Origin of the sequence: Streptomyces sp. A2-16, assembly GCF_018128905.1 — a bacterium.
Taxonomy (GTDB): Bacteria; Actinomycetota; Actinomycetes; order Streptomycetales; family Streptomycetaceae; genus Streptomyces.
In genome coordinates this window covers 1-26,572 of the sequence record NZ_CP063808.1, presented here as the reverse complement: position 1 = coordinate 26,572, position 26,572 = coordinate 1, and the positions used below count along the sequence as shown (strand labels likewise).

The 26,572-nt window shown below is 69.1% G+C and carries 21 protein-coding genes, 2 tRNA genes and 1 pseudogene; 6 read left to right on the top strand and 18 right to left on the bottom strand.

All coding sequences use genetic code 11. From position 1 onward, the window contains the following. Positions 1-31: 31 nt before the first annotated feature. Complete coding sequence (locus tag IOD14_RS00120; RefSeq protein ID WP_123990401.1) at positions 32-721, bottom strand: class E sortase; 690 nt, start codon at positions 719-721, stop codon at positions 32-34. Between the two features lie 27 nt (positions 722-748). Further along, positions 749-1,528, bottom strand: coding sequence for a DUF881 domain-containing protein (locus tag IOD14_RS00115; protein ID WP_123990400.1), 780 nt, complete (start codon positions 1,526-1,528; stop codon positions 749-751). A gap of 140 nt (positions 1,529-1,668) precedes the next feature. On the opposite strand from IOD14_RS00115, the gene crgA reads away from it, so the two are divergent. After that, positions 1,669-1,923, top strand: coding sequence for a cell division protein CrgA (crgA, locus tag IOD14_RS00110; protein WP_123990399.1), 255 nt, complete (start codon positions 1,669-1,671; stop codon positions 1,921-1,923). Positions 1,924-2,188: 265 nt separating this feature from the next. Here crgA and IOD14_RS00105 read toward each other — a convergent pair whose 3' ends face one another. Both IOD14_RS00105 and IOD14_RS00100 read right to left on the bottom strand, forming a co-directional pair. After that, positions 2,189-3,073: a rhomboid family intramembrane serine protease gene (locus IOD14_RS00105; RefSeq protein ID WP_212669331.1), complete on the bottom strand. Its 885-nt coding sequence runs from the start codon at positions 3,071-3,073 to the stop codon at positions 2,189-2,191. 105 nt (positions 3,074-3,178) lie between these two features. Then, on the bottom strand, positions 3,179-3,712 hold the full coding sequence (locus tag IOD14_RS00100) for a peptidylprolyl isomerase (RefSeq protein WP_123990397.1): 534 nt from the start codon (positions 3,710-3,712) through the stop codon (positions 3,179-3,181). Between the two features lie 241 nt (positions 3,713-3,953). Between IOD14_RS00100 and IOD14_RS00095 the strand changes: the two genes are divergently transcribed. Both IOD14_RS00095 and IOD14_RS00090 read left to right on the top strand, forming a co-directional pair. After that, positions 3,954-4,655 (top strand): DUF5324 family protein, encoded by a 702-nt coding sequence (locus tag IOD14_RS00095; protein WP_123990396.1) that lies wholly within the window; start codon positions 3,954-3,956, stop codon positions 4,653-4,655. Between the two features lie 118 nt (positions 4,656-4,773). Next, positions 4,774-5,775, top strand: a complete 1,002-nt coding sequence (locus IOD14_RS00090; RefSeq protein WP_249125781.1) for a glycosyl hydrolase — start codon at positions 4,774-4,776, stop codon at positions 5,773-5,775. Positions 5,776-6,043: 268 nt separating this feature from the next. Here the strand turns inward: IOD14_RS00090 and IOD14_RS00085 are convergent. Further along, positions 6,044-6,116, bottom strand: a tRNA-Ala gene (locus IOD14_RS00085). Between the two features lie 184 nt (positions 6,117-6,300). Here IOD14_RS00085 and IOD14_RS00080 point away from each other — a divergent pair. Further along, positions 6,301-6,849 (top strand): DNA-binding protein, encoded by a 549-nt coding sequence (locus tag IOD14_RS00080; RefSeq protein ID WP_031036313.1) that lies wholly within the window; start codon positions 6,301-6,303, stop codon positions 6,847-6,849. Positions 6,850-7,087: 238 nt separating this feature from the next. Beyond that, positions 7,088-7,984, top strand: a pseudogene (locus tag IOD14_RS00075) (serine/threonine-protein kinase); the annotation flags it as partial. 1,274 nt (positions 7,985-9,258) lie between these two features. On the opposite strand, the gene IOD14_RS00070 reads toward IOD14_RS00075, so the two are convergent. From IOD14_RS00070 to IOD14_RS00060, 3 genes are all read right to left on the bottom strand, one after another. Beyond that, positions 9,259-9,465 carry a hypothetical protein gene (locus IOD14_RS00070; protein ID WP_212673528.1) on the bottom strand — a complete coding sequence of 69 codons (207 nt, stop codon included), beginning with the start codon at positions 9,463-9,465 and terminating at the stop codon, positions 9,259-9,261. 530 nt (positions 9,466-9,995) lie between these two features. Next, positions 9,996-11,435, bottom strand: coding sequence for a hypothetical protein (locus IOD14_RS00065; RefSeq protein WP_123990395.1), 1,440 nt, complete (start codon positions 11,433-11,435; stop codon positions 9,996-9,998). Positions 11,436-11,680: 245 nt separating this feature from the next. Continuing rightward, a complete protein-coding gene (locus IOD14_RS00060) occupies positions 11,681-11,809 on the bottom strand; it encodes a DLW-39 family protein (protein ID WP_003999697.1) in 129 nt (42 codons plus the stop codon). A gap of 339 nt (positions 11,810-12,148) precedes the next feature. Between IOD14_RS00060 and IOD14_RS00055 the strand changes: the two genes are divergently transcribed. Next, positions 12,149-12,490 carry a DUF6344 domain-containing protein gene (locus IOD14_RS00055; protein ID WP_212669325.1) on the top strand — a complete coding sequence of 114 codons (342 nt, stop codon included), beginning with the start codon at positions 12,149-12,151 and terminating at the stop codon, positions 12,488-12,490. Between the two features lie 435 nt (positions 12,491-12,925). Here the strand turns inward: IOD14_RS00055 and IOD14_RS00050 are convergent, their stop codons facing one another. From IOD14_RS00050 to dnaA, 10 genes are all read right to left on the bottom strand, one after another. Beyond that, complete coding sequence (locus tag IOD14_RS00050; protein ID WP_212669324.1) at positions 12,926-13,279, bottom strand: VOC family protein; 354 nt, start codon at positions 13,277-13,279, stop codon at positions 12,926-12,928. A 212-nt stretch (positions 13,280-13,491) separates the two neighbouring features. Continuing rightward, a tRNA-Ile gene (locus tag IOD14_RS00045) sits at positions 13,492-13,568 on the bottom strand. Positions 13,569-13,679: 111 nt separating this feature from the next. Then, positions 13,680-14,513 (bottom strand): DUF3566 domain-containing protein, encoded by an 834-nt coding sequence (locus tag IOD14_RS00040; RefSeq protein ID WP_212669323.1) that lies wholly within the window; start codon positions 14,511-14,513, stop codon positions 13,680-13,682. A gap of 18 nt (positions 14,514-14,531) precedes the next feature. Continuing rightward, on the bottom strand, positions 14,532-17,129 hold the full coding sequence (gene gyrA / locus IOD14_RS00035; protein ID WP_123990390.1) for a DNA gyrase subunit A: 2,598 nt from the start codon (positions 17,127-17,129) through the stop codon (positions 14,532-14,534). Positions 17,130-17,171: 42 nt separating this feature from the next. Next, entirely contained in the window at positions 17,172-19,241 is a 2,070-nt protein-coding gene (gene gyrB / locus IOD14_RS00030; protein ID WP_212669319.1) for a DNA topoisomerase (ATP-hydrolyzing) subunit B, read from the bottom strand. 372 nt (positions 19,242-19,613) lie between these two features. Next, positions 19,614-20,180: a DciA family protein gene (locus tag IOD14_RS00025; protein WP_212669318.1), complete on the bottom strand. Its 567-nt coding sequence runs from the start codon at positions 20,178-20,180 to the stop codon at positions 19,614-19,616. Beyond that, complete coding sequence (gene recF / locus IOD14_RS00020) at positions 20,177-21,298, bottom strand: DNA replication/repair protein RecF (RefSeq protein WP_123990387.1); 1,122 nt, start codon at positions 21,296-21,298, stop codon at positions 20,177-20,179. The genes IOD14_RS00025 and recF overlap by 4 nt, the downstream gene beginning before the upstream one ends. A gap of 53 nt (positions 21,299-21,351) precedes the next feature. Beyond that, positions 21,352-22,227: a phosphogluconate dehydrogenase (NAD(+)-dependent, decarboxylating) gene (gene gnd / locus IOD14_RS00015; protein ID WP_123990386.1), complete on the bottom strand. Its 876-nt coding sequence runs from the start codon at positions 22,225-22,227 to the stop codon at positions 21,352-21,354. Between the two features lie 217 nt (positions 22,228-22,444). Continuing rightward, a complete protein-coding gene (gene dnaN, locus IOD14_RS00010) occupies positions 22,445-23,575 on the bottom strand; it encodes a DNA polymerase III subunit beta (RefSeq protein WP_053847949.1) in 1,131 nt (376 codons plus the stop codon). An 881-nt stretch (positions 23,576-24,456) separates the two neighbouring features. Next, entirely contained in the window at positions 24,457-26,472 is a 2,016-nt protein-coding gene (gene dnaA / locus IOD14_RS00005) for a chromosomal replication initiator protein DnaA (protein ID WP_212669316.1), read from the bottom strand. Between the last annotated feature and the right edge of the window lie 100 nt (positions 26,473-26,572).

The following is a 26,572-nucleotide window of genomic DNA, read 5'->3' as shown; positions in this document are numbered from 1 at the left end:
CGGCACCACACACACGCCGTACCGCACCAGACTAACGGCGCAGGGCAACAGGCTTGCCGTCCTCCACAGGCTGTGTGGAGTCCAGGTGTGCCCAGACGATCAGCCGGTGACTGTGTCCCCACTCCGGATCGCACGTGGTCAGCGTGAGATAGCGGCCAGGCCGCGTGTACCCGGATTTACGTGGCACAGGATCGATCACCTCAATGTCAGTGGGCACTGTTTTGTAAGGCCCTTTGTCGATCCGATACGTGAACCAGGTCGTCCCGTCGGTCAGGACGACCGCGTCACCGCGCCGCAGCTCGGGAAAGTCCTTGAAGGGGTCCCCGTAGGTGCGCCGGTGCCCGGCGACCGAGAAGTTGCCCTGCTGCCCCAGCTGCGCGGTGTTCGCGTAGTGACCGAGCCCCTTCTTCAGGGTGCCGACCCCGGTGCCCTCGAGCACGGGCTTGTTCCACGTGAAACCAAGCCGCGGGATGTACATGATCGCGAAGGGCTTCCCGTTCCGGTACGGCGCCGGCTCCGCGGGAGCGGCGGACGCACCACCCGTCACCTTCGGCTGCGGCACGCTCCCCTGCGACCACTGGTGCTGTAACTGGTCGATCTGGTCGTCCATGACGGTGTCGGCCTTCACACCGGTCCAGAACAGCACATAGGCGACGAACAACACGATCAGGGCGCCGGCGGTGATGCACAGCTCGCTGACGGTCCTGACGACGACACGCACCGGCGGCTCCAGGGGCTCACACCGTGCTCACTCCACGGGCTTGGCGTACTGCAGATCCACTGTGCCCGAGTAGCCGGGAAGAGTCACCGTGCCGTCGTCGGCGACATTCCAGCCGAGGCCGTAGACGTTGACGTAGACCATGTAGTTCTGGATCGCCTTGGAGTCCGCGAGCGCCTGCTTCAGCCTGCCGGGGTCACCGACCGCCTGGATCTTGTACGGCGGCGAATAGACGCGGCCCTGAAGGATCAGGGTGTTGCCGACGCAGCGCACGGCGCTGGTGGAGATCAGCCGCTGGTCCATCACCTTGATGCCCTTGGCCCCGCCCTTCCACAGGGCGTTGACCACGGCCTGCAGGTCCTGCTGGTGGATGACCAGGTAGTCGGGCTGCGGCTCGGGATAGCCGGGGAGCTTCGCGGTGGCGTTCGGCGGGGCGTCGTCGAGCGTGACCGTGACGGCCTTCCCCTTGAGCTTCTGGGTGCCCGCCCGGTCCTCCAGGGCGGCGAGCTTGTCGTCCTCGGCCTTGGTGCTGCCGTCGTCACGCTCGGCGAGCGACTCGACGTCCCGGCGCAACGAGCCGTTCGACTCGTCGAGCTCGCCGTTGTTGCGGCTGCGCTCCTGGATCAGGTCCGAGAGCTTCAGCAGGGAGGCGTCCGTGCGGATGTCGGTGCCCTTGGCCGTATTGAAACTCGTGAAGAAGATGAGTCCGGCGAGAGCGAAGACAGCCACCGTGAGCACTCTCACCGGCCGGAAACCCCGCCTGCGGACAGGACTGGATCCGGACTGGGGGGAGTCGGCAGAATTGCTCAACGTACCCTTATCTCCTTCGGCGCTACGGAAGCACTACGCTAACGGACGCCCGGGGGAGCACTCAGTGTCCCCTTGTACGCTGCCCCGAGCCCGACCAGTTACCTGCGCGGCCACGCAGCGCATCGACAGGAGAGACCCTCGTGCCGAAGTCACGTATCCGCAAGAAGGCCGACTACACGCCGCCCGCGGCGAAGCAGGCGACCGCCATCAAACTGAACAGCCGCGCCTGGGTCGCCCCGGTGATGCTGGCCATGTTCCTCATCGGGCTCGCCTGGATCGTCGTCTTCTATGTGACCGACGGCTCGCTGCCCATCGACGCTCTGGACAACTGGAACATCGTGGTGGGCTTCGGTTTCATCGCCGCCGGATTCGCCGTCTCCACCCAGTGGAAGTAGCTCTCCCCAGGGGTATCCGCTGAGTTATCCACAGCCCGGCGGCATTTCCACAATGGGCTGGGGAAAAGACGACGATCTGTGGATAACCCCTCGGGCGTTGACGCCGGTACGACCATCGCACCAGTGCCCGCAAGCTTGTTCGCCCCCTTCCTGGCCTGCGTAAACACGGGTCAGCGACAGGGGGCACAGCTGTTCCCGCACTGTATGCACAAGATCGGGCACTCGCTGTGGACAACGGCCGCTCAGAGGGGTCGTGCGGACCGTTTCAGGTCAACTGGGCGGTCCGAACCACGATCATGACCACGACGACCAGCAGCACCAGCGCACAGGTGCCGTACTGCACCAGCGCCCGCCGCTCGCGTGGGGCGTGGACCATGCCGTAGCCCGTGATGAGCCCGGCGACGAGGCCGCCGATGTGGGCCTGCCAGGAGATGCTGCTCCAGCCGAAGGTGAAGATCAGGTTGATCACCAGCAGTGCGATGATCGGCCGCAGATCGTAGTTGAGCCGGCGCATCAGGACCGCGGTCGCGCCGAACAGGCCGAAGATGGCACCGGAGGCGCCGAGCGTCTGGGTGACCGGACTGGCCAGCAGATAGGCCAGGGCGCTGCCCGCGAGACCGGAGACGAGGTAGACCGCGAGATAGCGCGCCCGCCCCAGGGCCGCTTCCAGGGGGCCGCCGAGCCACCACAGGCTCAGCATGTTGAAGCCGATGTGCCAGATCTCCTGGTGCGCGAACATCGAGGTCACCAGGCGGTAGTACTGCCCGTCGGCGACGCCCTCGGTGGGCTGGAACGGCGCCGGCGGATAAGCGCCGATGAGGCTGAGGTCGGTCGCCAGGGACGCGTTGGCCTGGATGGCGATGAACACCGCGAGGTTGATCCCGATGAGGATCTTGGTGAACAGCCGGGGATCGGCCGTGACGCTGCCGCCCGCGATGGTGCGGGGCCGCGCCGCCGCCGGAGCCGGTCCGCTGCCGCCCCCGTCGCGCACGCACTCGGGGCACTGGAAGCCGACGGAGGCACTGATCATGCACTCGGGGCAGATCGGGCGCTCGCAGCGGGTGCAGCGGATGCCGGTCTCACGGTCCGGGTGCCGGTAGCAGCCAGGCAGGCTCTGGGCCTCCTGCGAACTGCCCGCCTCCTGATTCATGCCATCCCCTAAGTCGCCCTGAGTCGTCGTACCCACGTGCACCGCCCCGCTCATCCTTACGGTTGAGCGGGGCGTTTGGTTCCCTGCGCGACGGTTGCCCGAGGCTCAGCCCTTGCGGGTCTCCACGACGACCTGCTCGATGACGACGTCGTTGACCGGGCGGTCGTTGGGGCGGGTGGTCTTGACGCCGGCGATGGCGTCGACGACCTTCTGGCTGGCCGCGTCCGTGACCTCGCCGAAGATGGTGTGCTTGCGGTTCAGCCAGGCCGTCGGGGAGACGGTGATGAAGAACTGCGAGCCGTTGGTGCCCGGGCCGGCGTTGGCCATGGCGAGCAGGTAGGGCTTGTTGAAGCCGAGGTCGGGGTGGAACTCGTCCTCGAACTCGTAGCCCGGGCCGCCGATGCCGGTGCCCAGGGGGTCGCCGCCCTGGATCATGAAGCCGCTGATGACGCGGTGGAAGATCGTGCCGTCGTAGAGCCTCTTGGTGGACTTCTCACCGGTGCCCGGGTGCGTCCACTCGCGCTCGCCCTGGGCGAGTTCGACGAAGTTCTTGACCGTCTTCGGGGCGTGGTTCGGCAGGAGCCGGACTTCGATGTCGCCGTGGTTGGTCTTCAGGGTGGCGTAAAGCTGCTCGGCCACGATCTGCCTTCCGTTGTCTTCCTGTGCCGACCGATCCTCGCACGGATCCAGCCGAGGAGGGTCCGGGCAGGGGCACGCAGCGGCGATCCGTGGCATTGTCGTCGACAAGCCCCTGTTGCCACGCATTCATCCATTATTGATCCGGATGCCCGCCCTCAGGTGCCGGGCTGCACTCCGGCAGGCATGATCCGTAAAAGGGTGGAAAGTCGAATTACCGTACGCCACCGAGGAGGAGGATCCCGTGACCCGCATCGACAGCGTGCGCGCCGCGACCGGTTCGGCGAAGGAAAGCGTGCTGCACGCCGCGGAAGCGGTGGCGCCCTACGCCGACACGGCCAAGGACAAGGCCTCGCACTACGCGACGGAGGCACGCGTACGTCTCGCGCCGAAGGTTTCCCAGGCGGCCGAGCAGGCGCGCGTCCAGTACGGCGCGCATGTCGCGCCGCGTCTGGAGCAGGCCCGTACACATGTTCCGCCGAAGGTCGACCAGGCCGCCCATGAGGCGGCCGTACGCACCCGCAAGGCGGCCCGCCAGGCCGCCGACTACTCCCGTCCGAGGATCGAGCAGGCCGTCGCGGCGGCCGGACCGGTCCGTGAGGAGGCCACCGCCCGGAGCGTGGTCGCGCTGGCGGCGCTGCGCGGCCAGATCACGCCCAAGGAGGTCCAGAAGCTGGTCCGCAAGCATGAGCGGCGGGCCCGCGCAGGACGTCTCGCCAAGGCGCTGGCGGTCGTGGGCATCGTGGCGGGCGGCGCCTTCGCCGCCTGGAAGTGGTGGGACAAGCAGGCCAACCCCGACTGGCTGGTCGAGCCGCCCGCCGCGACCGAGGTGCCCGAGACGGGCCGGCTGACGTCCGTTGACGGCAGCGGTCAGTCGGTCCTGGACCCGGAGGTCCAGGCGAAGGAGGCCGAGGAGGACGCCGCGAAGCACGACGAAGGGCGCTGACGCCGGCAACGGCGTGTACCACTGGTGGGGCGGAGAGGTTCCGCCCCACCGTCATGTTCACCCGACGGTGTGGCCCGGGCGGTGCGGCAGGGCTCCGGTGCGTCACAGTCGCCGGGACATGTCCGCCACCGGATGGACCGCCGCCCCGATGAAGCCCTCGCGCCCGGAGCCCTCGCGCCGCGGGCCGCTCGCCCTGGCCGTCGTCCTGCTGCTCCTGGCTTCGGCCTGCACCGCCCGCGCCCCCGGGCCCGAGCCCGCGGCGGCTTCCGCGTACGGCGCGTACGTCGGCTACGAGCCCGCCGACGTGGGGCGGCTCGGCGAACTCGGCGTCTGGCTCGGCGGGCCCGCGCCCCGGGTCGGGCACGTGTATCTGCCCGGCGACCGCTGGAGCAACATCGAGGGGGCGCCGGGCTGGCTGGAGTCCTGGGCCGCCTGGCGGCGGGCCGATCCGCGGCGGCTGCTCGTCCTGAACGTGCCGATGCTGGAACGCACGGAGGCCCATCTCCCCGACAGCGCTGTCCGTGAACAGCTCCGGCGCGGGGCGAGCGGCGACCACGACGGCCATTTCCGCGCCCTGGCCCGGCGGTTGGCGGCTCTCGGCGTCCCGGACACGATCGTCGTCCTGGGCTGGGAGATGAACGGCACCACGTACACCCACCGCTGCGGCCCGGATCCCGCCGCCTGGAAGACGTACTGGACGCGGATCGTGCGCGCGATGCGCTCGGTGCCCGGTCAGCGCCTGCGCTTCGAGTTCACGCCCAACCGCGGCCGCGACGCGATCCCGTGGCCGCGCTGCTATCCGGGCGACGAGGTCGTCGACATCATCGGGATGGACGCCTACGACGCCCCGCGCGGTCTGAGCTTCACCGACCAGGTGACCGAGCCGTACGGTCTGCGCGCGCACGTCCGTTTCGCCCGCGCCCACGGCAAACCCTTCTCGTACCAGGAGTGGGGCCTGTACGAGAACGGCGACAACCCGGCGTACATGCGCGGCATGCTCACCTGGTTCGCCCGGCAGCGGCCGCTCTACCAGAGCATCACCGACTACTGCCCGCACGGTGTGTGGGGCTGTGGCGCCCATCCCGAGTCGTCGGCGGTGTACCGCTCGCTGATGAGGTGAGACGACAGGTCCGCGACGGGACACCTGCTGGGGCGGGCCGTCGACCGCTCGCGCCAGGTCCAGCGGGGGTTCCCGGCGTCGAGGTGGACCCGGGTGTGCGGCTGGGACTCGGTGACCGGGGCGCCCTCGCGCCCACCCGCAGGGCCGGCGTCTCGGGGGTCGCGGCTGGTCCTACGGCCCGGGCGGCGCCCACACGCGGACTGCTGCCAGCGCGCGCACGAAAAACCCCTCCGCCCGCGTATTCGCAGGTCGGAGGGGTCTTCTGGAGTGGAGCCTAGGGGAGTCGAACCCCTGACATCTGCCATGCAAAGACAGCGCTCTACCAACTGAGCTAAGGCCCCGGGAAGAGGAACGTCCGCCGGAAGAACCACGTGCCGGTGGGCGCCGATGACCAGAGTACCGGGTCATCCCGGGTATTCCGCAAAAAGATTGGGGGTCCCCGCGAACGACCACTCTCCGTAGGATGCTCGGCGTGGTTCGCTGTCGCGAACCACGGTTTTTTGGGGAAGCGATGGGGAGACGCACATGGACGCCGCACAGCAGGAAGCGACCGCAAGAGCGCGGGAACTGCAGCGGAACTGGTACGGGGAGCCGCTGGGGGCGCTCTTCCGTAAGCTCATAGACGACCTCGGCCTCAACCAGGCTCGTCTCGCGGGGGTGCTGGGACTGTCCGCTCCGATGCTGTCACAGCTGATGAGCGGTCAGCGGGCGAAGATCGGCAATCCCGCCGTGGTCCAGCGGGTGCAGCTGCTGCAGGACCTGGCGGGGCAGGTCGCGGACGGCAGCGTGAGCGCGGCCGAGGCGACCGAGCGCATGGACGAGATCAAGAAGTCGCAGGGGGGCTCGGTGCTCAGCAACACCACGACCACGACGAGCAGTTCGGGTGCCCCGACGGTCAAGCGGGTCGTCCGCGAGATCCAGTCACTGCTGCGTTCGGTGGCAGCCGCCGGAGACATCATCGACGCGGCCGACACCCTCGCCCCGACCCACCCGGAACTGGCAGAGTTCCTCCGGGTCTACGGCGCCGGCCGCACCTCCGACGCGGTCACGCACTACCAGTCCCACCAGAACTGAGCCGCCCGCCCGGCGGCCGAAGGGGGTTCGGCAGCCGGGCAGGGGGCCGTGCGGTGCCACGGAGGGGCGCGAGGGGGTCGCGCTCCTCAACGGCGGGTGACACACGGGGGTGTGTCGGCCGCCGAGGAGACGAGGAACACGGGGCCGTATCTCTCATCCGGGAGGCCACGAGGGGTCGTATCGCTCATCACGGGGGAAGCAAGGGGGACAGCCGTAGGGGGAGGAGCGACGCGCAGTCATGGGTGAGGTGTTCGCCGGCCGGTACGAACTGGCCGATCCGATCGGACGTGGAGGCGTCGGCGCGGTCTGGCGTGCCTGGGACCACCGGCGCCGCCGCTATGTGGCCGCCAAGGTGCTGCTGCAGAGCGATGCCCACTCCCTGTTGCGCTTCGTCCGTGAACAGGCCCTGCGGATCGACCACCCCCATGTCCTCGCGCCGGCCAGCTGGGCCGCCGACGACGACAAGGTCCTGTTCACCATGGACCTGGTCGCCGGCGGCTCGCTGGTCCACCTGATCGGGGACTACGGTCCCCTGCCGCCCGTCTTCGTCTGCACCCTGCTCGACCAGCTCCTCGCGGGGCTGGCCGCGGTGCACGGGGAAGGTGTCGTGCACCGTGACATCAAACCCGCCAACATCCTGCTCGAAGCCACCGGCACCGCCCGCCCGCGGCTGCGGCTGTCCGACTTCGGCATAGCGATGCGGCTGGGCGAACCACGCCTGACCGAGACCAACCTCGTCGTGGGCACGCCCGGCTATCTCGCCCCCGAGCAGATGCTGGGCGCCGAACCGGACTTCCCCGCCGACCTGTTCGCCGTCGGCCTGGTCGCGCTGTACCTCCTGGAGGGGGCCAAGCCCGACGCCAAGGGACTCATCCAGTACTTCGCCGCCCACGGCACTCCAGGAGCGCCTCAGGGCGTCCCCGACCCGCTCTGGCAGGTCGTGGCCTCCCTCCTCCAGCCGGACCCCCAGGCCCGTTTCCGGACCGCCACGGGCGCCCGCAAAGCCCTCGCCGCCGCCAGAGAGCTCCTCCCGGACCCCGGCCCCGACGACGAGTCCATCGAAATCTTCGACCAACTCGGCCCCCTGCCCCCCGGATTCGGCCCGGAAGGCCCCCTGAACCGATCACCGGGCGTCGACCCGAACAGGACGCGGAACGGAGGGTCCGGAACGGGGGGAGGGCCGGCGCGCTTCGGAGCGGGTGACGGAAGCGGGGGATTCTTCGGGGACGGCGGAAGTGCTGGATCCGATGCGGGCGCCGGTTCGAGTTCGGGGGCGGGATCCGGGGGCGGTACCGGGTCTGGGGGTGGTGTGGGATCTGATTCCGGTGTGGGACCTGGTGTCGGGGTGGGACCTGGTGTCGGGGTGGGACCTGGGGCTGGGTCCAGCGCTGGTGCGGGGCCCGGCGCTGATGCCGTGTCCGGCCCTGGTGCCGTGTTCGGTCCGGGTGACGCGGGCGGAGCTCCTGCGTGGCCCGGTCGGGGCGACGGCGTGGGTTCTCGGGCCGGTGAGGCGAGTGGAGCGGGTGCGGCGTCCTCCTGGTTCGGTGAAGGAAACGGGGTGGAATCCCGGCCCGGTGAAGCGGGCGCGTCCCTCCGGGCCGACAACGGGGATGGGGCGGCCGCCTTCCAGGCCCGGGGCGCGGGCGGGGCCGGGGCTCCCTCGTGGTCGGGCGAAGGCAACGGGGCGGGGTCCCGACCCGGTCAAGCGAGCGATACCCCTCTCTGGCCCGACGAAAATGGGCAGGCAGCCTTCCAGCCCGGAGCGGCAGGCGAAGTTCCTCCCTGGTCCGGCGGCGACATCGGGGCGGGGTCCGGGCGCCGTGAAGCAGGGGGATCCTCCCTCGGAGCCGGCGAGTACAACGGGCCGGCCTCCTCCCCGTCCGGGAATGCCGGCGGACCTCCCAACTGGTCCGGCGAAGCCAACGGACAGTTTTCCCACCCTGGGGTGCCGGGCGGAGTGCCGTCCTGGCACAGCGAGGGCGGTGGGACACCACCCCAACCTCGCGAAGCAAGTCAGGTGCCCTATCCGGGAGGCGGGGCGGGTGGCTCTGCCTACGGGCAAGGTGAGCCGAATCGTCCCGCTCACCAGCGCGGTGAACCGAGCAGGCCCGCGTTCCCGCCGGGCAAGGCGAGCGGAGTCGGGGCCTGGCCAGGCGAGGCAGGCGGAGCGGGGGCCAGGCCGGGCGAGGCAGGCGGAGCGGGGGCCAGGCCGGGCGAGGGAAACGAAGTGTCCTGGCCCAGCGAGGGCGGCGAGGCCTCCCGGCGTCACGAGTGGGTCGGCGATACTTCCCGGCCTCCCAGGGAGGACAGCCCGGTATCTCGGCCTATCGGAGGGAACACACCACCCGGACCCGCAGGGGCCAACTCGGCGCTCTGGTCCAGGGATCCGAATGCCGCACCGTGGCCCGATCAGGCCGCCAACCCGCCGTCGTGGCCCGGCGAGGTCAGCCCACCGCCCTCCTGGCCCGGCGAGGTCAGCGCATCGCCCTCCCCGACGACGGGCACCGACGCGTCCTCCCCCGCCCCTGGCAGCGGAACGCCCTGGCCCACTCCCACCAGCCCGCCTTCCCAGGCGTCGAACACCGGCGACTTCCAGCTGCCGCCGCCCCGGTCCACGGACTACTCCGGCCCTCAGCCCTCCACGCCACAGGAGCACCAGCCTCAGGCCCAGGCACAACCGCACCACCCCCACCCACAGGCCCAAGCGCAACCACACCGGCCTGCCCCGCCTCAGTCCGCCTACGTCTCCTCCCACGACCCCACACCCCCCACCCACGTCCTTCCCTCCCCCCAACACCACGCCCCCCGCTTCCCCGAGCAGGCTCCGACGCCGGCCCGGCACCAGTTCCACGCCGATCCCTCTACTGCTTCGTACACCGCTCAGAGCCCGCAGGTTCCACCTCCAGGACCATCACTTTCGCGAGCACGTCGAAGCGGCCCACCCGCAAAGGTGGCGATCCCTCTCCTGCTCCTGGCCCTCGCCTGCTACGCCGTGGGGTTCTGGGCACTCACCCAGATCTGAGCGCCCTGCACACAAAGGAAGGCCAGTACGGAGGGCGGGAAAGTAGGGCGAATCACTGGTAATGCTGCAGGCCGCAACGTCGCCGGCCCAGAAACCCCGCACCCAAGGGCCACGCCCCCGCGCCCTACACCCCGGCAGCCCTCCGCCGCCCCACCACAACCCACACCCCGAGAACCACCAGCACCACGGTCCCCGCCCCGATCCCCCCGACAGCCACCAGCTTCATGCCGGCACCGCCACCACCGGCCCCACCACCGTCACTGCCGCTCGAGTCCGCGCCGTCCTCCGCGTCCGAGCCCTGCCCAAGAAGCCCGACCTGGAAAATCCCCGAAGGCTCGGACCGCCCGACGTAACCGGGCCCGGCCTGTGCCTCGCCCTTCACCCGCACACGCAGTGTCAGCGCGATCGGCCCGTCGCCGAACTCCTCGCCCACCTGCGCGGCCAGATGCACGACGAGGTAGTAGGCCCCGGCGAACCGCATCCCGCCCACCCGGTCGGAAACGGCGTACCGGTTGTCGTACCCGACTGGCGGCAGGGCAGCGAGCGCACCCGATTTCCGGCTGCCGTTGTAACTGATGCTCGTGTCGTCGACGAGGCCGCGCACAGGGTTGTACAGGGCCAGATTCACGCCCCCCGGCACAAGACCCACGCCCTCCCCGCCGCCGCTCGCGCCGCCCAGGTCGGCCGTGGCGTACACCTGCTGTCCCCAGTCGACCGGCACCTCGTAGAACAGCGTCTGCCCGGGGCGCACGTCGTCGTGCCAGACCCCCTGCTTCAGCGGGGACGCCGAGTCGAAGCCACCGCCGCCCCGGAGCCGCACGGCCTCACCGGCGGGAGGCGAGGGCGTGGCCGAGTCCCAGGTCTCGGGCGCGCTGCTCGAACCGGCCTGCCGCAGCCGCGGTTCCAGCACGGGCGCGAGTTCCAGGTCCCAGTCGCCCGGCGAGGACTCGGTGCGCAGCACCCGCTCCACGACGACGTAGTACGTACCGGCGCGCCGGCACTGCGACCGGCTCGACGGAAGCTGCCGTGCGGCCCACACGGTGAGGGGGCGCGGGCTGCGGCCGGCGCCGATGCTGGCGGTGTCCACCGCGGAGCAGGAACGGCCGTCGGCGTCCCGCACGGAAACCCTGACGCCCTCGGTGGGGGTGACCGCCGCATCCGCCGGGGGTACGGCCGTCGCGGCGACGTACACGGTCGACGTGCCGTCGAGCACGAGGCGGTAGTACACCTTGCCGTCGCTCGGCAGCGAACTCCGGTACGTGGTGCCGGGTTCGAGACGCTCGGCGTCCGCGGTGTCCGTGGCTCCGGTGACGGACGGGGCGTCCTCGGCGAACGCGTACGAGGACGCCGTATCCGAGGAAGAAGCCGTGGCGGAGGAGGCACCTGTGGCCGACGAAGAACCCGAGGCCGACGAAGAACCTGTGGCCGAGGAGGAAGGCGAGACGGCGGGAGACCTGGCGGGAACGGCTGGGGCGGCGAAGCCCGGAGAGCCGGAGGCGCCCGCCACCGCGCCCAGTGCGACCCCTACGACGGCCACCCGCCACCACGCCGTACGCCGCCCCATCCCGCGCCACCCCTCCGTGCCCGCGCCCGAGCTCCTACGACCGTCATCGATGCGACATGACCACCCCGTGCGGCCGGGCGGCCGTGGCCCATCCTGCCCCGCCGGACCGCCGCCCACCCTCGCAATCCGTACGACCGTCCGAAACCCCGGTCACAGGTGCCGGCCGGCACCGGGACGGGCCCCGGGCAACACAAAACCCCGACCGCAACAACGGCCGGGGTCTGCTCAGGATCGGATGTCGGTACTCACGAACCCGTGGGCACGGAGTCAGTCGCCTCCGTCCACAGATCCTGCTCGGCGCGATCCGCCTGGATCTGGCGGTACACGAGGAGCCCGCCGATGGCGGCCAGTGCGACCAGGAGAAGCTTCTTCACCGCGCGACCTCGTCTTTCCTTGACGTAGGGGACCTCTGGCGCCCGACTATACACACCGACCGATACCGATCGGTGACCTGCGTCCGGGCCCCCAACTCCCGTCGGGAACGGCCCAGTAGAAGCGGAACGCAGACCTCCGATCAGAGGGTGATCACACCTCCACGGACGGTCACTTCAGCCCCTATCGCACCGGTTCTCCTATTTTTCGCCCTTCATGCACCCATCCGTGTGGTGTTCATCTGAAGATCGACGCGCCACAGGCCCGGGTCCGTGATTTCGCGACGCCCATACACATCATGAGGAAAGTACGCAAATCGCCCAACCCGAAAGTGAGGGACCATGGCCCGGAACAAGGTCATGAAGCTCTGGACCGTCGTCATCACCGCCTTCCTGGCGCTGTTCACGGCGCTCGGACTCATCACGACGACCGCCGCCGCTGCCGTACCGCAGACCCAGTCGGCCCGCAACAGCGCCGTCGCACACCCGGAGCCCCCGGTGATGTCCCATGGCCTCTGGTCCTACGTCAGATCGCTGCCGCCCACCATGAAGCAGCGCATCCGGGCCGAGGCTCACGGCAAGACTCCCAGCTGCCGCCCTCGCTCCCTCGCCGACACGGATACGGCCGCGGACACGGAAGCGGAAGCGGAGCCGGCGGGACAGGCCGCAGCGAACTGCACCTGACGCCGCTGTTTCACCAGAGAGAACCGAAGAAGCACCGAAGAAGCACTGCAGACGGACCGAGAACGACGGCCCGAGGACGGACCGGAGACGGCGGAGACCGCTGAAGCCGGACCGAAGCCGGACCGGAGGACGGACCGAAGCCGGACCGAGGACAGATCGAAAGCGGACCGGAGACGGTCCGGAGACGGACGACGACGTAGTGAAGACGGACGGCCTGACAGGCGCACGAAAGACGGATCGAAGAAGCGCCGAAGACATCACGACGTGACATCAAGGCATGACGGCAGGACGCGACGGCGTCACGCACGGCACAGCCCCGCACGACAACACCCACTCGAACGCCGAAGACCCCCAACCGGAACCGGCTGAAGGTCTTCTTCTTTCAGTGGGACGCGCCACCCGTGTTCGCCGGCACCCGCCCCCGCCCAGGAGTTCTCACTGACGCCGTTGGCCCAGGACACAGAACTCGTTGCCCTCGGGGTCGGACATGACCACCCACGACTGGTCTCCCTGGCCGATGTCGACACGCTTGGCACCATGAGCCTCAAGGCGAGCCACCTCGGCGGCCTGGTCATCAGGCCTGAAGTCGAGATGCAGCCGACTTTTGACTTTCTTGATCTCATCAATCCTGACGAAGTCCAACCCCGGCAGACGATCAGGCTCCGGACGGATCTCGAACTCGTCGTCGGAGGTGTGGACCACCACCCAGCCGAGAGCGTCGGCCCACCACTGCCCCAGGGCCGCCGGATCCACCGCGTGAACGATTACCTGTTCCCATTCCAAGGTCATCTGCCGAGTCTAGGCACACGAGCACCGCGGAAACAGCCGCTTTGGCGCATGCAAGGAAGGCCACCGGACGCGCCATCGGCGGGGCCGCTCTCTTCCGACTCCGCACCGCCGTGGACAGCAACCGCTGTGGACACCAGCCGGCAACAGCCGTGGACACCACCCGTCATGCACACCAAAAGACCCCCGGCCCTGTGGACCGGAGGTCTTCTCGATGGTGGGGCTAACAGGATTTGAACCTGTGGCCTCATCCTTATCAGGGATGCGCTCTAACCAACTGAGCTATAGCCCCGCCGCGCTCTGCGGAGTGTGTCCCGCGCGCTGACTCCTGAAGATTAGCGCACGACGTGGGCAGTCCCAAAATCGGTTCCCGGAGGACCGCCCGCGCACGTTTGAGGCAGCGTTACTCGTCCTCGGCCAGCGTCAGCTCGACGCCGCCGACGAAGCCAGCGGACAGGTTGTAGATGAACGCGCCGAGGGTCGCGAGGGCCGTCGCGAGGACGACGTCGATGACCGCGATGATCGACGTGAACATCAGGACGTTCGGCAGGGAGAGGAACGCCTGGAGGTCGAAGCCGTTCGACTCGTTCGAGCCGGTCGCCTCGGAGATCGTCCCGCCGACCGTGGAGAAGACGCCCATGGCGTCCATGACCATCCACAGCACGGCGGCCGCGACGATCGTGCAGATGCCGAGCGCGATGGAGAGCAGGAAGCTGACCTTCATCACCGACCACGGGTCGGCCTTGGCGACCCGCAGACGCGCCTTGCGAGTGCGGGGCACGGTGCGCGCACCCGTGCGCGGGCGGCGTACGGCACCGGCCGGGGCGGCCTGGTTCTGGTAGGCCTGCGGCGGGTGGTAGGGACCCGCCTGCTGCTGCGGCTGCCGTTCCCCCGGCAGCGGAGAGGGCGAAGCTGGGGCCGCGGGCTGGGGCTGCGGCTGTGCCGCCGCCCTCGGCGGTGCGGCGGGCGCCGTCGGCTGGGCCGGCGGCTGGGTGTCCGTCACAGGTCCCCCCTGGGATCCATGAGTCTCGGGCGAGCGCGGCTGGGTCGCCGGCGGCTTGATCGCCTTGAGTTGAGTCGTGTGCGTGTCCGCCGTGTTCGGTTCTGTGGGACGCGCTTCCGCTGCCCGCGCGTCGGTCGCACGCGCGGCAGAGCCACGGCCGCCGCCGTCCGCCTCCGTGCCGGGGGAGGACCCCCTAGAGGTTCCGGTCGATCCGGCGCCCGTGGCTCCGCTCACGATGACTCACTCCTCGTGCTACTCGGCCGAGGGTGCCTCACCCTCGTCCGTGCCGATGGTCTCGGCGGCACCTTCGACGGTCTCGTCGTCGGCCACATCGCCGTCGACCTCCTCCGCCTCACGTCCCGCCTCGGCGTTACGTGCGATGCCGACCACGGCATCGCGCTTGCCCAGGTTGATCAGTTGGACGCCCATGGTGTCACGGCCCGTCTCCCTGACCCCGTTGACTCGCGTACGAATCACGCCGCCGGACAGCGTGATGGCGAGGATCTCGTCGGTCTCCTCGACCACCAGCGCGCCGACGAGCGATCCGCGGTCCTCCACGATCTTGGCGGCCTTGATGCCCAGCCCGCCGCGACCCTGGACGCGGTACTCGTCGACGGCGGTCCGCTTCGCGTACCCGCCGTCCGTAGCAGTGAACACGAACGTACCGGGTCGAACAACATTCATCGAGAGCAGCTCGTCTCCCTCGCGGAAGCTCATGCCCTTGACACCCGAGGTGGCGCGGCCCATCGGACGCAGTGTGTCGTCCGAGGCCGTGAACCTGATCGACTGTGCTTTCTTGCTGATCAGAAGCAGATCACTGTCGGCCGAGACCAGTTCGGCACCGATCAGTTCGTCGTCCGAACCGTCCTCGCGCTCGCGCAGGTTGATGGCGATGACGCCACCGGAACGCGGAGAGTCGTAATCCTTCAGTGATGTCTTCTTGACCAGACCCGCCTTGGTGGCGAGCACCAGGTAGGGCGCCGCGTCGTAGTCGCGGATCGCGAGGATCTCGGCGATCGCCTCGTCCGGCTGGAAGGCCAGCAGGTTGGCGACGTGCTGTCCGCGCGCGTCACGGCCGGCGTCGGGCAGCTCGTAGGCCTTCGCCCGGTACACACGGCCCTTGTTGGTGAAGAACAGCAGCCAGTGGTGCGTGGTGGACACGAAGAAGTGGTCGACGATGTCGTCTTCCTTGAGCTTCGTGCCGCGCACGCCCTTGCCGCCGCGCTTCTGGGCGCGGTAGTCCACGGTCTTGGTGCGCTTGACGTACCCGCCGCGCGAGACCGTGACGACGATGTCCTCCTCGGCGATGAGGTCCTCGATGGACATGTCACCGTCGTAGGGCACCAGCATGGTCTTGCGGTCGTCGCCGTACTTCTCGACGATCGCGGCGAGTTCGGCGCTGACGATCCCGCGCTGGCGGACCGGCGAGGCGAGGATCTCGTTGTACTCGGTGATCTTCGCCTGGAGTTCGTCGTGCTCCTGGACGATCTTCTGGCGCTCCAGGGCGGCCAGTCGGCGCAGCTGCATCTCGAGGATGGCGTTGGCCTGGATCTCGTCGATCTCCAGGAGCTCCATCAGGCCCGTGCGCGCGATGTCGACGGTGTCGCTGCGCCGGATCAGCGCGATGACCTCGTCGATGGCGTCCAGGGCCTTGAGGAGGCCGCGCAGGATGTGCGCCCGCTCCTCGGCCTTGCGCAGCCGGAACTTCGTACGGCGGACGATGACCTCGATCTGGTGCGCCACCCAGTGCCGGATGAACGCGTCGAGGGACAGCGTGCGCGGGACGCCGTCGACGAGCGCCAGCATGTTGGCGCCGAAGTTCGACTGCAGGTCCGTGTGCTTGTAGAGGTTGTTCAGCACGACCTTGGCGACCGCGTCACGCTTCAGAACGATCACGAGCCGCTGGCCCGTGCGCGACGACGTCTCGTCCCGGACGTCCGCGATGCCGCCGACCTTGCCGTCCTTCACCAGGTCGGCGATCTTCTGCGCGAGGTTGTCGGGGTTGGTCTGGTACGGCAGCTCCGTGACCACCAGGCACTGGCGGTTCTGGATCTCCTCGACCTCGACGACCGCACGCATGGTGATCGAGCCACGGCCGGTGCGGTACGCCTCCTCGATGCCCTTGCGGCCGACGACGAGGGCGCCGGTCGGGAAGTCGGGGCCCTTGATGCGCTCGATCAGCGCGTCCAGGAGCTCCTCGTGGGAGGCCTCCGGGTTCTCCAGGTACCACTGGGCGCCGGCCGCGACCTCGCGCAGGTTGTGCGGCGGGATGTTGGTCGCCATGCCGACCGCGATACCGGCCGAGCCGTTGATCAGCAGGTTCGGGAAGCGGGCCGGCAGGACCGTCGGCTCCTGGGAGCGGCCGTCGTAGTTGTCCGTGAAGTCGACGGTCTCCTCGTCGATGTCACGGACCATCTCCATGGACAGCGGCGCCATCTTGCACTCGGTGTAGCGCATGGCCGCCGCCGGGTCGTTGCCCGGGGAGCCGAAGTTGCCGTTGGAGTCCACCAGCGGCATCCGCATCGACCACGGCTGGGCGAGGCGCACCAGGGCGTCGTAGATCGAGGAGTCGCCGTGGGGGTGGTAGTTGCCCATGACGTCGCCGACCACGCGCGCGCACTTGTAGAACCCGCGCTCGGGGCGGTAGCCGCCGTCGTACATGGCGTACAGGACGCGGCGGTGGACGGGCTTGAGACCGTCCCGGACGTCCGGCAGCGCGCGGGACACGATGACGGACATCGCGTAGTCGAGGTACGAACGCTGCATCTCCGTCTCGAGCCCGACGGGCTCGACACGCTGGGCGATGATGCCGCCTGCTTCGGGGGTGGCAGGGGTGATGTCGTCGGCCATTGCTGGTGAAGATCCTTTCTGATGCGGTCAGCTGAGACCGACTCAGATGTCGAGGAAGCGGACGTCCTTGGCGTTGCGCTGGATGAACTGGCGCCGGGCCTCGACGTCCTCGCCCATCAGGACGGAGAACAGGTCGTCGGCCTGGGCGGCGTCATCGAGGGTGACCTGGCCGAGGACGCGGTGCTCCTGGTCCATGGTGGTCACGCGCAGCTCCTCGGCGTTCATCTCGCCGAGGCCCTTGAAGCGCTGGATGGAGTCCTCGCGGATGCGCTTGCCGCGCTGACGGCCCATCTCGATCAGCGCGTCGCGCTCGCGGTCGGAGTAGGCGTACTCGATGTCGTCCCGACCCCACTTGATCTTGTACAGCGGGGGACGGGAGAGGTACACGTGCCCGGCCTCGACCAGCGGCCGCATGAAGCGGAACAGGAAGGTCAGCAGCAGGGTGGAGATGTGCTGGCCGTCGACGTCGGCGTCCGCCATCAGGATGATCTTGTGATAGCGCAGCTTCTCGATGTCGAAGTCCTCGTGGACTCCGGTGCCGAAGGCCGAGATCAGCGCCTGGATCTCCTGGTTCTGGAGGATCTTGTCGATCCGGGCCTTCTCGACGTTCAGGATCTTGCCGCGGATCGGGAGGATCGCCTGGTACTCGGGGTTCCGGCCGGACTTGGCGGAGCCGCCGGCGGAGTCACCCTCGACGATGAAGATCTCGCACTTGGTGGGGTCGTTCGACTGGCAGTCGGAGAGCTTGCCCGGCAGGGACGCGGTCTCCAGCAGGCCCTTGCGGCGGGTCAGGTCGCGGGCCTTGCGGGCCGCCACACGCGCGGTGGCCGCCTGGATCGACTTGCGGATGATGTCCGCGGCCTCGACGGGGTTGCGGTCCAGCCAGTCGGTGAGGTGTTCGTAGACGACCTTCTGGACGAAGGTCTTCACCTCGGTGTTGCCCAGCTTGGTCTTGGTCTGGCCCTCGAACTGCGGCTCGCCCAGCTTGACCGAGATGATCGCGGTCAGACCCTCGCGGATGTCGTCACCCGTGAGGTTGTCGTCCTTGTCGCGCAGCAGCTTCTTGTCGCGCGCGTACTTGTTGATCAGCGAGGTCAGCGCCGCGCGGAAGCCCTCTTCGTGCGTGCCGCCCTCATGCGTGTGGATGATGTTGGCGAAGGAGTAGACACCCTCGCTGTAACTGCTGTTCCACTGCATGGCGAGCTCGACGGCCAGGTTCTTGTCCTTGTCCTCGGCCTCGAGGTCGATGATGGTCGGGTGCACCACCTCTCCCTTGCGGGAGTTGAGGTACTTCACGAAGTCGACGATGCCGCCCTCGTAGTGGTAGTCGACCGACTTGACCTCGGCGCTCTCGTCCGCGCCCGCCTCGTCCGCGCCGGACGTCGCCTTGGCCGACTCCCGCTCGTCGGTGAGTTTGATCCTCAGACCCTTGTTGAGGAACGCCATCTCCTGGAAGCGCCGCGAGAGCGTCTCGAAGGAGTAGTCGGTGGTCTCGAAGATGTCGGGGTCCGCCCAGAAGGTCACCGAGGTGCCGTGCTCGTCCGTGGCCTCGTGCTTGGCCAGCGGGGCCGTCGGCACGCCCAGCTTGTAGTCCTGCGTCCAGCGGTGACCGTCGGTCTTGATCTCGACGGCCACCTTGGTGGACAGGGCGTTCACGACGGAGACGCCCACGCCGTGCAGACCGCCGGAGACCGCGTAGCCGCCGCCGCCGAACTTGCCGCCCGCGTGCAGCACGGTGAGCACGACCTCGACGGCCGGCTTGCCCTCGGACGGCACGATGCCGACCGGGATGCCGCGGCCGTTGTCGACGACCCTGACCCCGCCGTCGGGGAGGATCGTCACGTCGATGGTGTCCGCGTGGCCCGCCAGTGCCTCGTCGACGGAGTTGTCGACGACCTCCTGCACCAGGTGGTGCAGGCCGCGCTCACCGGTCGAGCCGATGTACATACCGGGTCGCTTGCGGACCGCGTCCAGACCCTCGAGGACGGTGATGGCGCTGGCGTCGTACGCCGTGGCAATGGCCTCGGCAGCTTCGGCCGGGGCCTCGGTGGACGGGATGTTCTCGTTGGGGTTGCCGGAATCGGCCACGAAGCGCCCTTTCTGGCACAGCACGAGCCGGGCTCGTCGGCGGGTTGCCGGAGCGGCTGCGGCATGTTGCGTTGGTAAGCCTTGATCAGCGTTGCTCAGCTTCTCCCGGGCGGTCCCCACGTTTGGGGCGGGATTGGCTTCCAGTCTACCGGTAGCGCCGACAGTGATGGGGGTTTGCCGGTACCTGAGTCCGCATGTGCCGCCCTCAACCGGCGTCTTCCGGGTCCCCATATACGGAGCGGGGCTCCAAGAGGCTCACGGAGGCACTCAGCGCTTCGGGCTGTCAACCCTTGGCTACTTGGGAGTCAGGTCGGAATTCGCAACCGCGTGCACTGCTACGACAAGGGCGTCGGCGGTGCCTCGAAGGCACCGCCGACGCCCTTGATGTGATGTCCGTCACCCGTAGGTGTCACCGGGTCCCGTGCTGCCGGGGGCGCGCAGCGGACCGTAGCGACGCGGGGGTCCGCCGGGTCCGTTCACCTTGATCAACTTCACGGCGCCGTGCCCGAGATCCTCGTTGAGGCGGGCCACCAGCTGCGGCGCGAGCAGCCGCAGGTTCGTCGCCCACGCCGTCGAGTCGCAGCGCACCACCAGGACCCGCTCGTCCTCGTCGTACTTCTCCGGAACACAGTGCTTGGCCAGGTCCTCGCCCACGATCTGCGGCCAGCGCCCCATCACTCCGCCCACCGCGGCCGGCGTCTCCCAGCCGCGCTCGGTGATCAAGCGGTTGATGGCGGCGCCGAACGCCATCGGGTCGCGTCCGTCGGCGCGCGCGCCGGAGCGCAGTCCGCCCCCGCGCCGTGCCTGCCGCTTCTGCTGTGCAGCGTCCCCACGCGCGCGTGCCTGTTCCTTCGCGGCCCGCAGCGCCACGCGCGCGAGGTCGACGCCGGAGGGCTCGGCGGACTTGGGGTTCTCCGTGCTGTTCTTCTCGGGGTTCCCTGCGGGGCGTGGTTCGTCGGTCATGCGCGCTCCACCGTCCCCTCGGACACGGTGTACCGCGTCCCCGTCAGCACGTGCGGCACGTCGTCGTCGACCGCAGCCGTCACCAGGACCTGCTCACCGGGCGCGACCAGCTCGGCCAGGCGCTCACGGCGACGGGTGTCCAGCTCGGCGAACACGTCGTCGAGGATCAGCACGGGCTCGTTCCCCTCGGCCCTGAGCAGGTCGTACGACGCGAGACGCAGCGCCAGCGCGTACGACCAGGACTCGCCGTGCGAGGCGTACCCCTTGGCGGGCAGCTGACCGAGCTTGAGATTCACATCGTCCCGATGGGGTCCTACGAGGGTCACGCCTCGCTCGATCTCCTGCTTGCGCGCCTCGGCGAGCGCGGCCATCAGCTGCTCGTAGAGGTCCTCACGCGTGTGTGCCTCGCCCGGCGCGGACGGCTTGTACTCCAGGGCGACCGGGCCGCCGCCGGGGGCCAGTTGCTCGTACGCCTTGTCGGCCAGCGGCTGGAGAGCGGCGATCAGGTCGAGCCGCTGGGCGAGCAGTTCGGCGCCCACGCGCGCGAGGTGCTGGTCCCACACGTCGAGGGTGGACAGGTCCATCGAGCGGCCGCCGTGCCTCCTGGCGAGCGCAGCCGACTTCAGCAGGGTGTTGCGCTGCTTGAGGACCCGCTCGTAGTCGGAGCGGACGCCGGCCATGCGCGGGGCGCGGGCGGTGATCAGCTCGTCCAGGAAACGCCGCCGCTCGCCCGGATCGCCCTTCACGAGGGCGAGATCCTCCGGTGCGAAGAGCACGGTCCGCACGATCCCGAGCACATCACGGGGCCTGACCTGCGAGGACCTGTTGATGCGGGCACGGTTCGCCTTGCCGGGGTTCAGCTCCAGCTCGACCAGCTGCTGCCGCTCGCCCTGTCTGACCTGCGCCCGCACGATCGCGCGGTCGGCGCCCATACGGACCAGGGGGGCGTCGGAGGCGACCCGGTGACTGCCCAGGGTGGCGAGGTAGCCGATCGCCTCGACCAGGTTGGTCTTGCCCTGCCCGTTGGGGCCCACGAACGCGGTGACGCCCGGGTCGAGCGGAACTTCGACCCGGGCGTACGAGCGGAAGTCGGCCAGCGACAGATGCGTGACGTGCATGGTCGGTCGCCGACCTCCCCCAGCTTGTGGACTGTTGTGAACAGCCCTGTGGATTACTTCGTCTCGACCGCGTGGCCGCCGAACTGGTTGCGCAGCGCCGCGATCATCTTCATCTGCGGCGAGTCGTCCTGGCGGGACGCGAACCGCGCGAACAGGGACGCGGTGATCGCCGGCAGCGGCACCGCGTTGTCGATGGCGGCCTCCACGGTCCACCGGCCCTCGCCGGAGTCCTGTGCGAAGCCCTTGAGCCGGTCCAGGTGCTCGTCCTCGTCGAGGGCGTTGACCGCGAGGTCGAGCAGCCAGGAACGGATGACCGTGCCCTCCTGCCAGGAGCGGAAGACCTCCCGGACGTCGGTCACGGAGTCGACCTTCTCCAGGAGCTCCCAGCCCTCGGCATAGGCCTGCATCATCGCGTACTCGATGCCGTTGTGGACCATCTTCGCGAAGTGGCCCGCGCCGACCTTGCCGGCGTGCACCGCGCCCGCCTCACCCTTGGGCTTGAGGGCGTCGAAGACCGGCTGCACCTTGGCGACGTTCTCCGCGTCGCCGCCGTACATCAGCGCGTAGCCGTTCTCCAGGCCCCACACGCCGCCCGAGACGCCGCAGTCGACAAAGCCTATGCCCTTGGCGGCCAGTTCCCCGGCGTGCTTCTCGTCGTCCGTCCAGCGGGAGTTCCCGCCGTCCACCACGACGTCGCCGGGCTGAAGGAGCTCTGCCAGCTCGTCGATGGTCGCCTGGGTCGGCGCACCGGCCGGGACCATCACCCACACGACCCGCGGGCCCTGCAGCGCGTCCACAAGCTCCTTCAGGCTGTGGACATCCGCGAGGTCCGGGTTGCGGTCGTATCCGATCACGGTGTGGCCTGCGCGGCGGATCCGCTCGCGCATGTTGCCGCCCATCTTGCCGAGGCCGACGAGACCGAGCTCCATCAGTGGTTCCTTAGGTTGCTGTGGCGTGTGTGGCACTTCGTACCCACGTACGAGCCTAAACCCGGACGCTCACGCACACCTGTGGGCATACGCGCTCAAACGTATGCCCTCACCTGGGGCTTTGACTCAGCCGCTCAGCCGCACCGGCATGCTGCGATCTTGTGGGGGACGACCCCCACACCCCCAGCAGCCGTCCGGCCCGGGCAGGCCGACATGCTCAGCCGCTCAGCCGCACCGGCATGATCAGGTACTTGTAGGCCTCGTCCGCCTCGGCGTCCAGGGCCGGCTTGCCGCTGAGCAGCGCCGGCTTGGTGGACGTCGTGAAGGAGAGCTGGGCCACCGGGGAGTCGATGGCGCTCAGGCCGTCCAGCAGGAAGGTCGGGTTGAAGGCGATCGAGATGTCGTCGCCCTCCAGCTGGGCGTCGACCCTTTCCACAGCCTGTGCGTCGTCGCTGGAGCCGGCCTCCAGGATCAGCACGCCCTGCTCGAAGCTCAGCCGGACCGGGGTGTTGCGCTCGGCGACCAGGGCCACACGCTTGACGGCCTCCACGAAGGGGGCGGTCTCGATCACGGCGACGGAGTTGAACTCGGTCGGGAACAGCGTGCGGTACTTCGGCAGGTCGCCCTCGAGCAGACGCGTGGTCGTACGGCGGCCCGCGCCCTCGAAACCGATCAGGCCCTCGCCCGCACCCGAGCCGGACAGCGCCAGGATCACGCTGTCGCCGCTCGTGAGCGCCTTGGCGGTGTCCAGGAGCGTCTTGGCGGGCACCAGGGCGACCGCGGACGCCTCGGGGTTCTCCGGCTTCCACAGGAACTCGCGGACCGCGAAGCGGTAGCGGTCGGTGGACGCGAGGGTCACGGTGTCGCCCTCGATCTCGATGCGCACACCGGTCAGGACGGGGAGCGTGTCGTCACGACCCGCGGCGATGGCCACCTGGGCGGCGGCGGAGGCGAAGACCTCACCGGGGACGGTGCCCGTGGCGCTCGGCATCTGCGGCAGTGCCGGGTACTCCTCCACAGGCAGGGTGTGGAGTGTGAACCGCGAGGAGCCGCAGACCACCGTCGCCCGTACACCGTCTGTGGAAATCTCCACCGGGCGGTTGGGCAGGGCGCGGCAGATGTCGGCGAGCAGGCGGCCGGAGACCAGCACCGTGCCCTCCTCCTCGACCTCGGCCTCGACGGACACCCGCGCGGAGACCTCGTAGTCGAAGCTGGACAGGCTCAGCTGGCCTTCCTCGGCCTTCAGGAGAAGGCCGGCGAGGACAGGCGCCGGCGGACGGGCCGGGAGGCTGCGCGCCGCCCAGGCAACTGCCTCCGCGAGTACGTCGCGTTCCACCCGGATCTTCACTGTTGCCGCCTCCTGCTGTTGCCGGCGCTGCTCGGCCTGCCTGGCTTCGTCGTCTGTCTCGGTGTCGTCGGCCCCTGTGGCGGGAAGGACACCGGGGAACAGTCTGACGCACCCCACTGACAGTAGGTGCCTCTCGGGGTCAAGTCGTGACGAGGGGCAGTCGGGCACCGGACAGCGAGTTGTGCACAGGGCCCCCTTCGAAACGGATTCCCAGCTCTCTCTAGTTGGGAGTAGTAGTAGGGGCTGTGGATACCGTGGATAACCCCGTTTTCCCAGCTCAGAGGGGAAATTTTGTCCACGGACCCTGTGGGCGACACCGGTGGACAACTGGGCGTCTCTGTGGAGAACAGAAAGTTCTGCACACTCCGTGCACAGCCTGAGGCGACTTCTCCCCAGCGCCGTCCCCAGCTTTACCCACCTTTCCCACAGGCCAACCCGGCGCCTTCGTGTGACGCCTTTCACTCGACCCGGTGATCAGGCGCGTCGCGTTGCCGAACAGTGGACAGCCATGTGGAGAAGCTGGTGATCGCTGGGGACAACCGGCCCGAGCCTGTGGGTTGCCGGTGGACAACTCGATGCACAGCCTGTGGATCTTCTCGCTGTCCACAGTCTGTGGAGATCGTTCGTCCACGAATCCACAACCACCTGACCTGGACCGATGGTCTTTCGACAGGGAACCTGTGGACCGCGTTCTGGACAACTTCGCGGTCCCCAGGATGTGGACGGGAAAAAGTCACCGGATCTGTGGAGAGAGGCCGTAACCCGGCGGGGAATCGAACACCGGGCTACGGCATCGTGACCTCGGGAATGACGAAGGGCGCCCCCGGGACCTCGTCCCCAGGGCGCCCTTCGCCGTCGAAGCCGCCGTAACTCTCCTGCCGTCAGCCGTTCTTGATGCGGTTGGTCAGCTCGGTCACCTGGTTGTAGATGGAGCGCCGCTCGGCCATCAGATTGCGGATCTTGCGGTCCGCATGCATGACGGTGGTGTGGTCGCGGCCGCCGAACAGCGCGCCGATCTTCGGCAGCGAGAGGTCCGTGAGCTCACGGCACAGGTACATGGCGATCTGGCGTGCCGTGACGAGCGCGCGGCCGCGCGAGGTGCCGCACAGGTCCTCGACGGTCAGGCCGAAGTAGTCCGCGGTGGCGCTCATGATGGCCGTCGAGGTGATCTCCGGGGCCGAGTCCTCGCCGCCGGGGATCAGGTCCTTGAGGACGATCTCGGTCAGGCCCAGGTCCACCGGCTGCCGATTGAGGGACGCGAAGGCCGTGACGCGGATCAGCGCGCCCTCCAGCTCGCGGATGTTGCGCGAGATGCGGGAGGCGATGAACTCCAGGACCTCCGGCGGGGCGTTGAGCTGCTCCTGGACCGCCTTCTTGCGCAGGATCGCGATCCGGGTCTCCAGCTCGGGCGGCTGGACGTCGGTGATCAGACCCCACTCGAAACGGTTCCGCAGCCGGTCCTCCAGCGTCACCAGCTGCTTGGGCGGCCGGTCGCTGGAGAGCACGATCTGCTTGTTCGCGTTGTGGAGCGTGTTGAAGGTGTGGAAGAACTCCTCCTGCGTCGACTCCTTGTCCGCCAGGAACTGGATGTCGTCGACGAGCAGGATGTCCATCTCGCGGTAGCGCTTGCGGAAGCTGTCGCCCTTGCCGTCGCGGATGGAGTTGATGAACTCGTTGGTGAACTCCTCCGAGCTCACGTAACGCACGCGCGTGCCGGGGTACAGACTGCGCGCGTAGTGCCCGATGGCGTGCAGCAGGTGAGTCTTGCCGAGTCCCGACTCCCCGTAGATGAACAGGGGGTTGTACGCCTTTGCCGGAGCCTCGGCGACCGCCACCGCGGCCGCGTGGGCGAAGCGGTTGGACGCGCCGATGACGAAGGTGTCGAAGAGGTACTTCGGGTTCAGCCGCGCGGTGGGTTCGCCGGGTCCGGTCGCCGGCGCGGGCTGTGCGGCGAGCGGACCGGGGGCCCCGGTGGTGGGCAGGTTGGAGCCGACCGGACCGCCGCGGTGCACATGACCGGAGCTGCGCGGGGGCTCGGGCAGCTCCCGGCGGGCGTCGCGCTGGTCGTAGTCGTTGCGCGGCTGGTCGTACTCGGGCCGGGGCTGGTCGTAGTCAGGGCGGGGCTTGTCGTAGTCCGGCCGCTGGTCGTAGTCGTTGCGCGGGTTGTCGTAGGAGGGCCGATCCATCGGCTGCGGGCGGTAGTCCTGCGACGGGGCGCCGTACGCCTCCTGCTGGTAGGGCTCCTGTTGGTACGAATCCTGGGGATACGGCTCCTGGGACGGCGACGCGTAGGGGTCGCGCTCCGGGAAACCGAGCCGCTGCTGCTGCCAGCTGTACTCGTCCTGCGGGGGCCGCGGCCAGGCGCCGGGCTCGGGGCGCTGGTACTCCGAGGGGTAGGCGGGGCGCGCGGTCGGGAGCTGGTCCGCGCGGGACGGGTGGTCGCCCTGGTGTCCGGGGCGCTGCTCGCCGCGGCCGGGGACGGAGTCGTCGGCGCGGTGACGGCCGTAACCGCCCTCGTACTGGTTGTGCTGGTTGTCGTACTGGCCGGAGGGGAGCTCCGGCTCCTCGTAGCGCGGCTGGGCCCGGGGGGCCGGAGGCGCGGGCGGTGCCGGGGGCTCGCCCGCGGAGTCGTCGACAGTGATCGCGATACGGATCGGACGGCCGCACTCGCGGCTCAGCGTCTCGCTGACGGCCGGGGCCAGACGGCCCTCCAGTACGCCTTTCGCAAATTCGTTCGGTACGGCGAGCAGGGCGGTGTCGGCGACCAGCGCGAGCGGCTGGCAGCGCCGGATCCAGTGCTCGTCCTTGGCCTCCACACCCTGAACGCGTCCCTCACCGAGAAGCTGCTCGAGTACGCGTGGCCACACTGCGGCAAGATCGGCAGGTACGTCAGCCACAGGGCACGCTCTCTCACGGGTCCCACGAACGTGTGGTTGTGGGACGAGTTGGGATTCAAATGGGGTGGAGCCGAAACACAGGGGTCAAGGGAACGAATCG